The following is a 15,631-nucleotide window of genomic DNA, read 5'->3' on the forward strand; positions in this document are numbered from 1 at the left end:
GAAAAAAGGTGATAAGAGGATAATGCCTTTTATCCCTTTTTTTTGCACTAAATAAACATACATAAAATCACTGTACGGAATGTTTTTTTTTAAAGGTATGGGCGATTTTTGAGGGATGAAAATCATCAACTGGTTTAGTTCCGTCAAATTGACTGAAAAAGTTGATGTTTTTTTAGGAAAATTGTCAAGACTCGTTATTTTCTTTGATGATAACAAGTATTTTTGGCAATAATGGGTAAAGATTGAATAAACTGCATTTAATTTGAGGAGGATATATATTATGGCAATCACTGCACAATTAGTTAAAGAATTGCGTGAAAAAACTGGTGCCGGTATGATGGACTGTAAAAAGGCACTTGTACAAACAGAAGGCGATATGGAAAAGGCAATCGATTTCCTACGTGAAAAAGGGATTGCAAAAGCTGCTAACAAAGGCGACCGTATTGCTGCTGAAGGTTTAACTTCAATCGTTGTGGAAGGAAACCAAGCGGTTATTCTTGAAGTGAACTCAGAAACTGATTTCGTTGCTAAAAATGAAGGCTTCCAAATTCTTGTTAAAGAATTGGCTGCATTCCTTCTTGCTAACAAACCTGAAAGTGTTGAAGCAGCTCTTGAGCAAACAATGGAAAATGGAGCAAAAGTTGCAGATCATATCAATGCTGCTGTTGCAAAAATCGGGGAAAAATTAACTCTTCGCCGTTTCCAAGTCGTTTCTAAAACAGATAACGACGCATTTGGTGCATACCTTCACATGGGTGGACGCATCAGCGTACTATCAGTTCTTGAAGGTACAACTGACGAAGAGGCAGCTAAAGGCGTTTCAATGCATATCGCTGCAATTAACCCTAAATATATCTCTCGTGACCAAGTAGATGCCAGCGAACTAGAACGCGAACGCGAAGTTCTTACTCAGCAAGCACTTAACGAAGGAAAACCTGAAAAAATCGTTGCGAAAATGGTTGAAGGACGTATCAATAAATTCTACGAAGAAATCTGTGTTAACGAACAAGCTTTCGTTAAGAACCCTGATCAAAAAGTGGGACAATTCGTTGAATCAAAAGGCGGAAAAATCCAATCATTCGTTCGTTATGAAGTAGGGGAAGGTCTTGAAAAACGTCAAGAAAACTTTGCTGAGGAAGTAATGAATCAAGTTAAAAAAGACTAATTGTCAGATAATTAATAATAGGGAACACTCTTGTGTTCCCTATTTTTTGAAATGTCATGAATTTTTGGTAGTATTGCAAGAAAGCATGATGAACGAATGAAAAGATTACATAGTTGGAGGTTCTCATGAGTAACGCTAAATATAAACGTGTCGTTCTAAAACTAAGTGGTGAAGCATTAGCCGGTGAAGAAGGATTTGGAATTAACCCTGCAGTAATTAAATCCATTGCTGAACAAGTCAAGGAAGTGGCTGAGCTTGATGTGGAAGTGGCTGTTGTTGTCGGCGGCGGAAACATTTGGCGCGGAAAAATAGGCAGTGAAATGGGCATGGATCGTGCTAATGCCGATTATATGGGGATGCTGGCTACAGTCATGAACTCATTGGCATTACAAGACAGCCTTGATCAGCTTGGAATTGAAACGCGCGTGCAAACTTCCATTGAGATGAGACAAGTCGCAGAACCATACATTAGACGCCGTGCAATCAGGCACCTAGAGAAAAAGAGAGTGGTGATTTTTGCAGCTGGTACAGGTAATCCATACTTCTCAACGGATACCACTGCCGCCCTGCGTGCTGCTGAAATTGAAGCTGATGTCATCTTGATGGCGAAGAATAATGTGGATGGCGTATACAATGCAGATCCGGTTAAGGACAAAAATGCAGTGAAGTATGATAAACTTTCCTATCTTGATGTGATTAAAGAAGGGTTAGAAGTAATGGATTCAACTGCGTCCTCACTATGCATGGACAATGATATTCCATTGATCGTCTTCTCGATCATGGAAAAAGGCAATATTAAACGGGCCGTTTTAGGCGAAACGCTTGGAACTATCGTAAGGGGGAAATAAAAGATGCCGAAACAAGTTATTTCGAATGCGAAAACGAAAATGGAAAAAGCCATTGGAGCGTACACACGTGAATTAGCAAGCATCCGTGCCGGAAGGGCAAATGCCTCATTGCTTGATAGAATCTCGATTGATTATTATGGTTCGCCGACACCAGTTAATCAAGTGGCTGGCATTTCTGTCCCGGAAGCTAGATTATTAGTCATTCAACCATATGATAAAACGGTATTGGGTGAAATCGAAAAGGCTATTTTAAAGTCAGACTTAGGCTTAAATCCTTCTAATGATGGATCGGTCATAAGGATAGCCATTCCGGCGTTAACTGAAGAGCGCAGAAAAGAGCTTGTGAAAGTTGTGAAAAAAGAAGCGGAGGAAGCGAAAATAGCTGTCCGTAATGTGCGTCGAGATGCTAATGATGATTTGAAAAAGCTTGAAAAAAGCGGTGAAATCACTGAAGATGATTTACGTGGCTATGCCGAGGACATCCAAAAGATGACAGATGGCAATATCACGAAAATCGATGAAATTACAAAAGATAAAGAAAAAGAAATTTTGGAAGTATAATTTCCGTTGAAGAATTGATTAAATAAAGAGGGCCGAATCCAAACCGGGTCATGTCTTGGTTCTAACATATAGGTGTGCTTAAAGGAGAAAACTGTTATAATAAGGTTTCTCCGATAATGATTACTCCTTGAGTTAGTATGTTGCATGCAAACGTTGGAGGTGGTCCTTTTTTTGCATTTTTCATGGTGATCATAACCGGATTTACAAAAAAAGAAGTAATGATTTCTCCCTTTCTAGCTTCTAATGAAGAAATAATTTTCATAATAATAATATGAGAACCAGTTTTTTTTTGATATTATAATATAGATTCTTTTTAAGCGGCAGAAAGCTTGCTATACATAGTGCACGAAAACTTTGCCTTTGTAGAGAGATAAGTACAACCTGATGGGGGACTAACATATGTATTCACTTTGGAAGCGTTTCGTTAAAAAAGATGCTTCTTCCGATGTAACAAATAGGATTCAGCATATTAAACAGTTTGATGTTCCTCAGCATATCGCCATTATCATGGATGGGAACGGCCGTTGGGCCAAAAAGCGTGCATTGCCACGTGTGGCGGGTCATCATGAAGGTATGAAAACCGTTCGTAGAATTACGAAAGTTGCCAATAAATTAGGGGTCAAAACTTTGACAGTCTATGCGTTTTCCACTGAAAATTGGAAACGTCCGAAAAGTGAAGTCGATTTTTTGATGAAGCTTCCACAGGAATTTCTTGGGACATTTTTACCCGAGCTCATTTCTGAAAATGTAAGAGTTGAAATGATAGGGGACTTGTCTCTCATTCCGTCACATACTCAAAGTGCCGTTAAACGGGCAATGGAAGACACGAAAGGCAATGATGGGATGATTCTGAATTTTGCCCTGAATTATGGAAGCCGCGGGGAGATTGTATCTGCAGTGAATAACATCATTCAAGATGCTAAGAATGGTATAATAATGGAAAATGTAACTGAGGAAATGCTATCCAGTTACCTGATGACCAAACATTTATCGGATCCTGATTTACTGATCCGTACAAGCGGTGAAATCCGTTTAAGTAATTTCATGCTTTGGCAGGCGGCTTATACTGAAATGTGGTTTACTGAGGTGCTATGGCCGGATTTTAGTGAAGAGCATTTATTGCAGGCAGTTGAGGAGTATCAAAAGCGTTCACGAAGATTCGGTGGCGTTTAATGTAGAAGGCGAGGAAAATGGAATAATGAAACAACGAATTATTACGGCGGTCGTAGTTGCCGCTATCTTCATTCCACTAGTCATTTTAGGGGGCACTCCCTTTTTACTGACGGTTTATCTGTTAGGGTCAATTGGTTTGTATGAACTGATGAAAATGAAAAAGTTACGTGTACTGTCTTTTGAAGCATTTCTTTCACACATATTATTGTGGGTGCTTTTATTGCCTAATGAGCATACCGCTTTTTTAGCGGAAATAAATTACGATAAAGTTCAAGTCTTCTTAATCGGGGTTTTGCTGCTGTTACTTTATACAGTCGTTTCAAAAAACCGTTTCACATTTGATGACGCAGGCTTTCTGGTGATTTCAATCCTATACTTGGGGATAGGTTTCTACTACCTATTTGAAACACGTGACTCTTTGGGGTTGGGGCTGATCTATATCCTGCTTACCCTATTTACGATCTGGGCAACCGATTCCGGAGCCTACTTCATTGGTAAATCACTTGGTAAAAGAAAGCTTTGGCCAGAAATAAGTCCAAACAAGACGGTGGAAGGATTTATCGGCGGGTTATGTTCCGCTATGGTAGTGGGTGTTCTATTTTACGCATTCTCCAACCTTGACTACACGTTATTCCAATTATTATTGATTTCATTAATCATTGGTGTATTCGGGCAATTGGGTGATCTTGTCCAATCGGCGTATAAACGTCATTATGGCGTAAAAGATTCAGGGAAGCTTCTTCCGGGACATGGAGGAATTTTGGACAGGCTTGATAGCGTGATATTCATTTTACCGATTTTGCATTTATTGCATGTTTTATAATATAAATATAGGCAAGCGTTATTGAATTAGGAGATGAACAATTTGAAAAGTATCAGCCTTATGGGCGCGACAGGATCGATTGGTCAACAAACAGCGGATGTAGTTAGGTCCCATCCAGATCAATTCAAGATCGTGGCGCTTTCTGCTGGAAAGAATATAGAATTGGTCAGGACTTATATACAAGAGTTTGAACCGAAACTGGTTTCAGTCCAGACGGAAGAAGATTATCATGTTTTGAAAAGTGAATTCTCCAGCCGCAAAGATATCGAGTTCATGTATGGAGATGAGGGATTGACTGCTGTTGCTGTTTATGGTCAGGCGACGATATTGGTCAATGCTGTCATCGGAAGCGTGGGTCTTTATCCGACCCTTCAAGCAATAAAGGCTAAAAAAGATATTGCTATCGCCAACAAGGAGACATTGGTGACAGCAGGTCATTTGGTCTTAAGTGAAGCAAAAAAAGCGGGGATCAGATTGCTGCCGGTTGACAGTGAGCATTCCGCTATTTTTCAGGCATTGCAAGGTGAAAAGGAAAAAAATATAGAACGTCTGGTCATTACCGCTTCGGGAGGCAGTTTTCGAGATCGGTCCAGGGAAGAACTGAAGGATGTAACGGTGGAAGAGGCACTGAACCATCCGAACTGGTCAATGGGAGCTAAAATCACGATCGATTCAGCATCAATGATGAATAAAGGATTGGAAGTTATTGAGGCCCACTGGCTATTCGATCTTCCCTACGATAAAATTGATGTATTGCTACATAAGGAGAGTATCATCCATTCCATGGTTGAGTTTCATGACTCCAGCGTGATAGCACAACTGGGTACGCCGGATATGCGGGTGCCGATACAATATGCACTTACATATCCAGACCGTATTCCGCTTGCAGGTCGCAAACGACTTAATCTTGCTGAAGCAGGCAAACTGCATTTTAGCGATATGGATTTCACCAGATATCCTTGTTTGCAATTCGCATATAAAGCAGGTAAAATGGGCGGAACGATGACTACTGTGTTGAATGCCGCCAATGAAGCCGCAGTCTCTGCATTCTTATCTGGAAAGGTAACCTTCCTTGAGATTGAAACGTTAATTGAAAAAGCGCTGAATCAGCATTCCGTCATAGCCCTTCCAGATTTAGAAATGATTCAGGAAGTAGATAATATGACAAGGCAGTATATAGAATCTTTAGTGAAAGATAGGTGACCGGAACATGCAGACTTTAGAAACGATTATAGCGTTCATCATCATTTTTGGAGCTTTAGTATTTTTCCATGAGCTTGGGCACTTAGTGTTTGCAAAGCGAGCAGGAATTTTATGCCGTGAGTTCGCAATCGGTTTCGGGCCAAAAGTATTCACATATAAAAAGAAGGAAACCGTATATACCATTCGATTGCTCCCTCTTGGCGGGTACGTGCGTATGGCTGGTGAAGACGCTGAGAATATAGAATTGAAGCCCGGCTATCGGGTGGGATTGATGTTTGATAATGAAGAGAATGTTACCAAAATCATTTTGAACAATAAAGATAAATATCCTGATATTCGTCTTGTGGAAGTTGAAGTGATCGATCTTGATCATAAACTGATCCTTACTGGTTATGAGGAGGGCGAGGAAGATACACTTAAAACGTTTGCCATTCATAAAGAAGCGGTGATCGTTGAAAATGGTGTAGAGAACCAGATTGCTCCTTTTGACCGGCAATTTGCCTCAAAGTCGCTTGGTCATCGTTTCCTGACGATTGTAGCTGGACCGGCAATGAATTTCGTTTTGGCTTTTGTCATTTTTGTGTTGATCGGCCTGTTTCAAGGAGTCGTGGTGGATGAAGCGAAACTTGGTGAGTTGACTCCAGATGGTTCGGCTGTAAATGCCGGTTTAAAATCGGGAGATGTCATTCAATCCATAGAAGGTACGGAAGTCTCCACTTGGGGAGATGTTCAGGAAAGCATTCAAAAGAATCCCGGGCAAGAGATCGAGTTCGTCGTTGACAGGGACGGGAAAACATTAGAAGTTCCGGTTGTTCCACAAGAAGTGGAGAGGGAAGGGAAGAAAATCGGCATTATCGGTGTTTACCCTCCGGTTGAAAAAGCACCGATTAAAGCTATACAATATGGTTTTACAGAAACGTATTTTTGGACAAAACAAATCTTCATCATTCTTGGTGACCTCGTAACTGGTGGATTTACGATCGACAGTTTATCCGGTCCTGTAGGAATATATAAATCAACTGAGGAAGTAGCGAAACAAGGTATATTCACGTTAATGAAATGGGCAGGGCTGCTCAGCATTAACCTGGGTATCATGAACCTGCTTCCGCTACCGGCATTGGATGGGGGAAGACTGTTATTCTTTGTGGTCGAATTCTTAAGAGGGAAACCAATTGACCGTCAAAAAGAAGGAATGGTCCACTTCATCGGCTTTGCTTTGCTGATGTTATTGATGATTGTCGTTACATGGAATGATATCCAGCGATTCTTCCTGTAAGACATGTTGGATAATGCAAAACAGGCCAGCAGATTTATCTGTTGGCCGTTTTCTTATCTGAAGGATTTCCTAGTTTTTTAACCGTTTTAGGAAAATTGTTTGTTTTCTAGGGAAATCGTAAGTATAATCGAGAATGAGTATATTAAATTAGCTTTTCTGAATAACGCGGAAAGTCTTTTTTGTATGAAATGACCGTATTCAAGTTGCGGTATGAATTTTACCGTAGCCGCAAGTAATTTATAGGAAATATTGAAGAGGTGCAGATATGAAACAAAGTATGACGTTGATCCCTACATTGAGGGAAGTGCCTGCAGATGCTGAAATCAAAAGTCATCAGCTGCTATTACGTGCAGGATTTATGAGACAAAACTCCAGCGGGGTTTATAGCTTTATGCCGCTTGGAAAGAAGGTGCTTCAAAAGGTTGAGGCGATCGTTCGGGAAGAGATGGAAAATGCTGGTGCAGTGGAACTGTTGATGCCGGCTCTACAGCAAGCCGAATTCTGGCAGGAATCTGGACGCTGGTATACCTATGGTCCAGAGTTGATGCGGCTGAAGGATCGCAACAACCGTGAATTTGCGCTTGGTGCTACACATGAAGAAGTGATAACCAGCTTAGTTCGTGATGAAGTGAAATCCTATAAGCGTCTTCCATTAACGGTTTACCAGATCCAAACCAAATTCCGTGATGAAAAAAGACCGCGTTTCGGATTGTTGCGTGGACGTGAGTTCATCATGAAGGATGCGTATTCTTTCCATGCCAATCAAGAAAGCCTGGATGCTGTTTATAAAAATTTATATGCGGCATATTCGAATATATTCAGCCGTTGTGGGTTGAACTTCCGTGCCGTCATTGCCGATTCCGGGGCAATGGGTGGTAAAGATACACATGAATTCATGGTCCTGTCTGATATTGGGGAGGATACCATCGCATATTCTGATACTTCCGATTATGCAGCTAATATTGAAATGGCACCTGTGAGCGTAAAATACGAAAAAAGCTCCGAAGAACAAATTGCACTTGAAAAAATTCATACACCAGGTCAAAAAACGATTGAAGAAGTTGCTTCATTCTTGAAAACGGGTGCAGAGAAACTAATAAAATCGTTATTGTTTAAAGTGGATGAAAAGTATGTGCTTGTTTTGGTACGGGGAGATCATGAAGTCAATGATATCAAGCTGAAGAATTTCTATAACGCTTCAATCGTTGAATTGGTCGATCCAAATGAGACGAAAGAAGTCTTAGGATGTACAATTGGATCTCTTGGACCAATCAATGTCACTTCTGAAGTCGAAGTGATTGCGGATGTTGCCGTCGAGGTCATGGTTAATGGAATTTGTGGTGCAAATGAGGAAGACTACCATTATGTGAACGTAAATCCCGCTCGTGACTTTAACGTGGCCAATTATATAGATCTTCGTTTCATCCAAGAGGGAGACCCATCACCGGACGGAAACGGAAATATTAAATTTGCCAAAGGGATTGAAGTAGGCCACGTATTCAAACTGGGAACTAAATATTCTGAAGCTATGAATGCGACATTCCTGGATGAGAATGGACGGACGCAGCCTATGATAATGGGCTGTTATGGCATTGGTGTTTCCCGTACACTTGCCGCTGTTGCTGAACAATTCAACGATGAAAAAGGATTGGTTTGGCCAGCGAATTTAGCGCCATACCAAGTCCACTTGATTCCAATCAATATGAAGGATGAGGCTCAGGCTGCCCTGGCAGAAGATTTATATAATGATCTAAAGGCACAAGGCATGGAAGTTCTTATGGATGATCGTCAAGAACGTGCGGGCGTAAAATTCGCAGACTCTGACTTGATGGGTCTTCCTGTAAGGGTGACTGTTGGCAAAAAGGCATCCGAGGGAATCGTCGAAGTGAAAATCCGTAAAACGGGTGAGGTTCTTGAAATTGAAAAAGCTGAACTGACTCAAAAGCTTCACGAAATAATGGCATAATTTAAAAATAGGGAATTAGGCATCATTCAATTGGATGATGCCTTTCCTTTTCATGGATTTGGATACTAGTGAAACATTCATGATATGTTATAATAGCCTCTGGTATCAAAAGAAAATGATAGTGAAAAATAAGAGATAGTAGATAGGGGAGAGAGGGAATGGATCAAAATCCAAATAGCGGTAGAGAGAGATTTCAACTCTTGCTCCAGCAAATGGGCTTGACTGAGGATGCCTTTGTGAATTATTTCATAGGTGCCGAAATTGATAAACTCTCAATCGAGAGGGAGTCCAAAACATGGCATTTTGCCTTTAATATACCTGCATTAATTCCCTGCAGTGTTCATACAAGACTTGCTACTCATCTAGCAAGTACGTTTTCCCATATTGCGAAGGTCACATTCAATTTGAATGTGGCCAATCCGCAAGTGACGGAACAATTGGTGAAGGAGTATTGGAAAAACTGCATTGGCGAGCTTGAAGGCATGTCTCCTGCACTGTTATCACTTCTAAATGAACAAGTGCCGACGGTGAATGGATATAAGCTTATCGTTAGCGCCCGGAATGATGCGGAGGCTGGTCAGTTGAAACGAAAATACTCCGGCATCATTTCGAATATCTACCAAACATTCGGTTTTCCTCCATTGACACTTGAAGCGGAAGTGAAGGAAACTGTTTCGAATCCTGATTACCAGAAGTTCTTAGAAGAGAAACAAAAGGAAGACGCAGAAAAGGGACTTGCCGCCCTAGTGGAAATGCAGAAAAAAGAATCGGAAAAAGGCGGCGACGATGCCGTCTACGACGGACCGGTTAAAATTGGCTATACGATTAAAGAAGATGCGGATTTCCGCAGAATCGAACAAATTATCGATGAAGAGCGCAGGATTGCTATCGAAGGCTTCGTATTTGATGCAGAAGTGCGTGAGTTACGCAGCGGACGAAGCCTGTTGACTTTTAAAGTCACTGATTATACGAGCTCGATATTGGTCAAAATGTTTTCGCGTGATAAAGAAGATGCTGCCATACTTGCCCGAGTGAAAAAAGGGATGTGGGTACGTGCCCAAGGCAGCATCCAAAATGATACATTCGTACGTGACCTTGTAATGATCGCAAATGATATAAACGAAATTTCCAAACAAGGACGGCAGGATAAGGCTCCAGAAGGGGAAAAGCGTGTAGAACTGCATATGCATACCCCAATGAGCCAGATGGATGCAGTGACACCTACTTCTGCGCTTGTTGCCCAGGCTGCAAAGTGGGGGCATAAGGCTGTGGCCATTACAGATCATGCGGGAGCACAATCATTCCCTGAAGCATATAGTGCCGGGAAAAAGAATGGTATCAAAATCCTTTATGGTGTCGAAGTGAATCTTGTAAATGATGGTGTACCCATTGTTTATAATGAGGCGCATATCGCTTTGGCAGATGCCACCTATGTTGTGTTTGACGTAGAGACGACAGGCCTGTCAGCCGTGTATGATACGATCATCGAATTTGCTGCAGTGAAAATTCGTGACGGTGACATCATTGATCGATTCGAGTCATTTGCTAATCCGCATCACCCACTATCCAATACGACGATAGAATTGACAGGAATTACTGATGATCTTGTAGAAAATGCTCCGGAAGTCTCGGAAGTACTTGAAAAGTTCAAGGAATGGGCGGGGGATGCGATTCTGGTTGCCCACAACGCAGCCTTCGATATGGGGTTTTTGAATATAGGCTATAAAAACTTGGGTTATCCCAAAGCTTCCAATCCTGTACTTGATACATTGGAACTTGCCCGTTTCTTATATCCGGAGTTTAAAAATCACCGGTTAAATACATTATGTAAAAAGTTCGATATTGATTTGACCCAGCATCATAGGGCCATTTATGACGCCGAAGCTACAGGTTACCTTATGCTGAAGATGCTAAAGGATGCAATGGAAAAGGAGATTACCCATCATGATCAACTTAATGACAATATGGGTAAAGGAAATGCTTATCAGCGTTCCCGGCCGTCCCATTGTACGCTGATTGCGCAAACACAGGCTGGCTTAAAAAACCTTTTCAAATTAATTTCAATATCACACATCGATTATTTCTATCGTGTGCCCCGACTACCACGTTCACAACTTAAAAAGTATCGTGAAGGAATCTTGGTCGGATCGGGATGCGATAAAGGGGAAGTTTTTGAAGGGATGATGCAGAAGGGTTTTGAGGAAGTCGTCGATATTGCCGAATTCTACGATTATCTTGAAATCCATCCGAAGGAAGTGTATCAGCATCTGATTGAGCTTGAATATGTACGGGATGATAAATCATTGGAAACGATCATCTCCAATATCGCCAAGCTTGGTGAAAAATTGGATAAGCCAGTAGTAGCCACGGGAAATGTGCATTATTTGGATCCGAATGATAAAATTTACCGTAAAATCCTTGTGAATTCACAAGGTGGCGCAAATCCGCTGAATCGTCATAAGCTTCCTGACGTCCATTTTCGGACAACGGATGAAATGCTACGGGAATTCTCCTTCCTCGGTTCTGAGAAAGCCAAAGAGGTCGTGGTAACCAACACGAATAAAATCGCTGATATGATTGAAGAAATCAAGCCAATCAAGGATGAGTTATACACACCTAAAATTGAAGGTGCAGATGAAGAGATGCGTCAGATGAGTTATGGCATGGCAAGGAAGATTTATGGAGAGAACCTGCCGGAAATCGTGGAAGCCCGTCTTGAGAAAGAATTGAAAAGCATCATTGGCCACGGTTTTGCCGTAATTTATTTAATTTCTCACAAGCTTGTTAAAAAATCCTTGAATGATGGTTATCTAGTTGGCTCAAGGGGATCGGTTGGGTCATCTTTCGTTGCCACCATGACTGAAATTACAGAGGTGAATCCGCTTCCGCCGCATTATGTATGTCCGGAGTGCAAGAAATCCGAATTCTTCAATGATGGTTCTGTAGGTTCCGGGTTTGACCTGCCAGATAAAGACTGTCCAGATTGTGGCATTGCTTATACAAAAGACGGGCATGATATCCCGTTTGAAACTTTCCTTGGATTTAAAGGGGATAAGGTTCCCGATATTGACTTGAACTTCTCCGGTGAATATCAGCCGAAGGCCCATAACTATACGAAGGTCTTATTCGGTGAAGAATATGTATATCGTGCCGGAACGATTGGTACGGTCGCTGAAAAAACGGCGTATGGATATGTAAAAGGGTATTCCTCTGATAATAACATCCATATGCGTGGAGCAGAGACCGATCGCCTTGTTGCCGGTTGTACTGGTGTGAAAAGGACGACTGGACAGCACCCGGGCGGAATTATCGTTGTTCCGGATTATATGGATATCTATGATTTCACACCAATTCAGTTCCCGGCAGACGACAGGAATTCCGAGTGGAAAACAACTCACTTTGATTTCCATTCCATTCACGATAATATTTTGAAACTTGATATACTTGGTCACGATGATCCGACTGTAATCCGGATGCTTCAAGATTTAAGTGGCATCGACCCAAAGACCGTTCCTACCGATGATCCAGAAGTAATGAAAATATTCAGCAGTACTGAATCATTAGGAGTTACCGAAGAACAGATCATGTGTAAAACGGGTACGCTTGGCATCCCGGAATTTGGTACGCGTTTTGTCCGGCAGATGCTTGAAGATACGAAACCTACGACATTTTCCGAGCTTGTTCAGATTTCAGGGCTTTCCCACGGTACGGATGTATGGCTGAGCAATGCACAGGAACTGATCCACAACCGCATATGTACACTAAGTGAGGTTATAGGCTGCCGGGATGATATTATGGTTTATCTGATATACCAAGGTCTAGATCCTTCCCTAGCGTTTAAAATCATGGAATCTGTACGTAAAGGGAAAGGGCTCTCGGAGGAATTCGAAGAGGAAATGAGGAAAAATGAGGTGCCGGAATGGTATATCGATTCATGTAAGAAGATTAAATACATGTTCCCGAAAGCCCATGCCGCAGCTTACGTCTTAATGGCTGTCCGGATTGCCTATTTTAAAGTACATCTGCCTTTATTGTATTATGCAGCCTATTTCACAGTACGTGCCGATGATTTTGAAATCGACGCCATGACACGGGGATCGCAAGCAATCAAATCAAAAATGGAAGAAATCATGGTAAAGGGATTGGATGCATCCACAAAGGAAAAGAATACATTGACGGTTCTTGAACTTGCTTTGGAAATGTGTGAACGCGGTTATTCATTCGCTAAAGTGGATTTGTACAAATCCAGTGCAGATCAATTCTTAATTGAAGGAAATACTTTGATACCGCCTTTCAATTCGATACCTGGTCTTGGAACGAATGCGGCGATCAATATCGTAAATGCGCGGAAAAATGGTGAATTCCTTTCCAAAGAAGACCTTCAACAACGGGGGAAGGTTTCGAAGACCATCCTTGAATACCTTGATAAACAAGGCTGTCTGGAATCATTGCCTGAACAAAATCAGTTATCTTTATTTTAAAGAGGAAACTGATTCCAAAAAGGAAGAAACAGACATCATATTTGCATAAATATCTTGATTATGGTATATTTTTATTGGAAATACTAAGAGGAACCAATGGCAAGAGTGGGGAAACCCACTCTTTCGTGTTGTATTGACCATTTAATTTTGAATCCGAAACCAAGCGCATACAACGCACGTATGGAGGAAACAAATGAGTAAAAAGGTAACGGAAGTCGTAGAGGAATTAGCATTACCAATTCTTGAAGAATTGCAGCTTGAATTAGTCGAAGTGGAGTATGTGAAGGAAGGTAAAAGCTGGTTCCTTCGAGTGTACATTGATAAAGAAACAGGCGTAGATATTGATGATTGCGGAAATGTGAGTGAAAAACTCAGTGAAAAGCTTGATGAGGTTGATCCGATTCCACAAAATTATTTTCTCGAAGTTTCATCACCCGGAGCTGAAAGGCCTCTGAAAAAAGAGAAGGATTTCCTTAATGCTATCGGTAAAAATGTTTACATAAAAACATACGAGCCCATTTTAGATGAAAAAGAATTCGAAGGAATCTTAACCAGTTTCGATGGTACAGAAGTGACACTCGAAGTCAGAATCAAGACAAGAAAGAAAACGATCATCATACCATTCGAAAAGGTAGCCAAAGCGAGATTGGCGATTACCTTCTCTTAAGTCAAGCAAATCATTAATTTAAATATCCGTAAGGGGGATCACCATGGGCAATGAGTTATTGGATGCTCTCTATATTTTAGAAAACGAAAAAGGAATTTCCAGGGAGGTTTTGATCGACGCGATTGAATCTGCCCTTATATCGGCATATCGCCGTAACTTTAACCAAGCACAAAATGTACGTATCGACTTGAATCTTGGTAAAGGAACTATGCGTGTATTTGCCAGAAAAGACGTTGTTGACGAAGTGTTCGATTCACGTCTGGAAATTTCTGTTGAAGAAGCAAGAGCAATTGATCCCAACTATCAGTTAGAGGATATTGTCGAAATGGAAGTAACACCTAAGGATTTCGGCCGTATTGCTGCACAAACAGCAAAACAGGTCGTCACTCAAAGAGTGCGTGAAGCTGAACGGGGCATCATTTATGCCGAATTCATCGATCGCGAAGAGGATATCATGACTGGCATCGTTCAACGCCAGGATTCCCGATTCATTTATGTGAGCCTAGGTAAAATCGAAGCTTTGCTCCCGGTGAATGAGCAAATGCCGAATGAACAGTATAAACCTCATGACCGCATTAAAGTTTTCATCACTAAAGTTGAAAAAACTTCCAAGGGTCCGCAAATTTTTGTATCCCGTTCACACCCTGGCCTTTTAAAACGTTTATTCGAAATCGAAGTGCCTGAAATTTTTGATGGAACAGTAGAAATTAAGTCAGTTGCCCGCGAAGCAGGCGACCGTTCAAAAATCTCCGTGCACTCCGATAACGAAGAAGTCGATCCTGTCGGTTCTTGTGTAGGCCAAAAAGGACAGCGTGTTCAGGCCATCGTCAATGAATTGAAAGGTGAAAAAATCGATATCGTTAAATGGTCGGAGAATCCGGTCATTTTCGTTGCGAATGCTTTAAGCCCTTCAAAAGTACTTGAAGTTATTGTTAAAGAAGAGGAAAAGGCGACGACTGTAATCGTTCCGGATTATCAACTTTCCCTGGCAATTGGTAAGCGTGGACAAAATGCCCGTTTAGCTGCCAAGCTTACAGGCTGGAAAATTGATATCAAGAGTGAAACGGAAGCCCGCGAAGCTGGTATTTATCCTGTGGAAGAACAGGAATTCCTTTTGAGCAGAGATAGTTATGTTACTGAAGAGGAAACAGATTTCGAAGAGGATAACGAGTAATTCGAGGTGAAAAAGATGAATAGCCGAAAAAAAATCCCGATGCGTAAATGTGTGGCAACAGGCGAAATGAAGCCGAAGAAAGAACTCATTCGCATCGTTCGATCTAAAGAAGGGGAAGTCAGCCTTGATCCGACCGGAAAAAAATCGGGAAGGGGAGCTTATTTGACTCTTGATCGGGATGTTATCGAGCTGGCCAAAAAGAAAAATGTGCTGGCTAATCACCTTAGTACCCAAATCGATTCTTCCCTTTATGAACAATTGCTTGAATTAGTGAATAAGGAGAACAACTAACAA

At 41.4% G+C, this 15,631-nt stretch carries 12 protein-coding genes; all 12 read left to right on the top strand.

Going from position 1 to position 15,631, the window contains the following annotated elements; genetic code table 11:
• Positions 1-280 precede the first annotated feature (280 nt).
• The 12 genes from tsf (at position 281) to rnpM (ending at position 15,628) form a co-directional block, all read left to right on the top strand.
• A complete protein-coding gene (gene tsf, locus QNH43_RS08130) occupies positions 281-1,165 on the top strand; it encodes a translation elongation factor Ts (protein ID WP_283917415.1) in 885 nt (294 codons plus the stop codon).
• Positions 1,166-1,290: 125 nt separating this feature from the next.
• Positions 1,291-2,013, top strand: a complete 723-nt coding sequence (gene pyrH / locus QNH43_RS08135) for a UMP kinase (RefSeq protein ID WP_034313639.1) — start codon at positions 1,291-1,293, stop codon at positions 2,011-2,013.
• Positions 2,014-2,016: 3 nt separating this feature from the next.
• Positions 2,017-2,574, top strand: coding sequence for a ribosome recycling factor (gene frr / locus QNH43_RS08140; protein ID WP_076366477.1), 558 nt, complete (start codon positions 2,017-2,019; stop codon positions 2,572-2,574).
• A gap of 399 nt (positions 2,575-2,973) precedes the next feature.
• Positions 2,974-3,747: an undecaprenyl pyrophosphate synthase gene (locus QNH43_RS08145; protein WP_076366475.1), complete on the top strand. Its 774-nt coding sequence runs from the start codon at positions 2,974-2,976 to the stop codon at positions 3,745-3,747.
• Positions 3,748-3,772: 25 nt separating this feature from the next.
• Positions 3,773-4,570, top strand: coding sequence for a phosphatidate cytidylyltransferase (locus QNH43_RS08150; RefSeq protein WP_283917416.1), 798 nt, complete (start codon positions 3,773-3,775; stop codon positions 4,568-4,570).
• A 42-nt stretch (positions 4,571-4,612) separates the two neighbouring features.
• Positions 4,613-5,773 carry a 1-deoxy-D-xylulose-5-phosphate reductoisomerase gene (dxr, locus tag QNH43_RS08155; RefSeq protein ID WP_283917417.1) on the top strand — a complete coding sequence of 387 codons (1,161 nt, stop codon included), beginning with the start codon at positions 4,613-4,615 and terminating at the stop codon, positions 5,771-5,773.
• Between the two features lie 7 nt (positions 5,774-5,780).
• The gene (rseP, locus tag QNH43_RS08160) at positions 5,781-7,049 is read left to right on the top strand and encodes an RIP metalloprotease RseP (RefSeq protein ID WP_283917418.1); all 1,269 of its coding nucleotides are present in this window, start codon (positions 5,781-5,783) and stop codon (positions 7,047-7,049) included.
• Between the two features lie 265 nt (positions 7,050-7,314).
• Complete coding sequence (locus QNH43_RS08165) at positions 7,315-9,015, top strand: proline--tRNA ligase (RefSeq protein ID WP_283917419.1); 1,701 nt, start codon at positions 7,315-7,317, stop codon at positions 9,013-9,015.
• Positions 9,016-9,173: 158 nt separating this feature from the next.
• Positions 9,174-13,496: a PolC-type DNA polymerase III gene (locus tag QNH43_RS08170; protein ID WP_283917420.1), complete on the top strand. Its 4,323-nt coding sequence runs from the start codon at positions 9,174-9,176 to the stop codon at positions 13,494-13,496.
• A 193-nt stretch (positions 13,497-13,689) separates the two neighbouring features.
• The gene (rimP, locus tag QNH43_RS08175; protein ID WP_283917421.1) at positions 13,690-14,163 is read left to right on the top strand and encodes a ribosome maturation factor RimP; all 474 of its coding nucleotides are present in this window, start codon (positions 13,690-13,692) and stop codon (positions 14,161-14,163) included.
• Positions 14,164-14,206: 43 nt separating this feature from the next.
• Positions 14,207-15,337, top strand: a complete 1,131-nt coding sequence (gene nusA, locus QNH43_RS08180; RefSeq protein ID WP_076366463.1) for a transcription termination factor NusA — start codon at positions 14,207-14,209, stop codon at positions 15,335-15,337.
• Between the two features lie 15 nt (positions 15,338-15,352).
• Positions 15,353-15,628, top strand: coding sequence for an RNase P modulator RnpM (gene rnpM, locus QNH43_RS08185; protein WP_076366461.1), 276 nt, complete (start codon positions 15,353-15,355; stop codon positions 15,626-15,628).
• Positions 15,629-15,631 lie beyond the last annotated feature (3 nt).

It is taken from the genome of Peribacillus simplex (assembly GCF_030123325.1).
Lineage (GTDB): Bacteria > Bacillota > Bacilli > Bacillales > DSM-1321 > Peribacillus > Peribacillus simplex_D.

Bases quoted from the DNA above. Each gene is read 5' to 3' on its own strand.
- tsf (WP_283917415.1), top strand. From the start codon at position 281: ATGGCAATCACTGCACAATTAGTTAAAGAATTGCGTGAAAAAACTGGT.
- rimP (WP_283917421.1), top strand. From the start codon at position 13,690: ATGAGTAAAAAGGTAACGGAAGTCGTAGAGGAATTAGCATTACCAATT.
- nusA (WP_076366463.1), top strand. From the start codon at position 14,207: ATGGGCAATGAGTTATTGGATGCTCTCTATATTTTAGAAAACGAAAAA.
- rseP (WP_283917418.1), top strand. From the start codon at position 5,781: ATGCAGACTTTAGAAACGATTATAGCGTTCATCATCATTTTTGGAGCT.
- pyrH (WP_034313639.1), top strand. From the start codon at position 1,291: ATGAGTAACGCTAAATATAAACGTGTCGTTCTAAAACTAAGTGGTGAA.
- QNH43_RS08165 (WP_283917419.1), top strand. From the start codon at position 7,315: ATGAAACAAAGTATGACGTTGATCCCTACATTGAGGGAAGTGCCTGCA.
- QNH43_RS08170 (WP_283917420.1), top strand. From the start codon at position 9,174: ATGGATCAAAATCCAAATAGCGGTAGAGAGAGATTTCAACTCTTGCTC.
- frr (WP_076366477.1), top strand. From the start codon at position 2,017: ATGCCGAAACAAGTTATTTCGAATGCGAAAACGAAAATGGAAAAAGCC.
- QNH43_RS08150 (WP_283917416.1), top strand. From the start codon at position 3,773: ATGAAACAACGAATTATTACGGCGGTCGTAGTTGCCGCTATCTTCATT.
- QNH43_RS08145 (WP_076366475.1), top strand. From the start codon at position 2,974: ATGTATTCACTTTGGAAGCGTTTCGTTAAAAAAGATGCTTCTTCCGAT.
- rnpM (WP_076366461.1), top strand. From the start codon at position 15,353: ATGAATAGCCGAAAAAAAATCCCGATGCGTAAATGTGTGGCAACAGGC.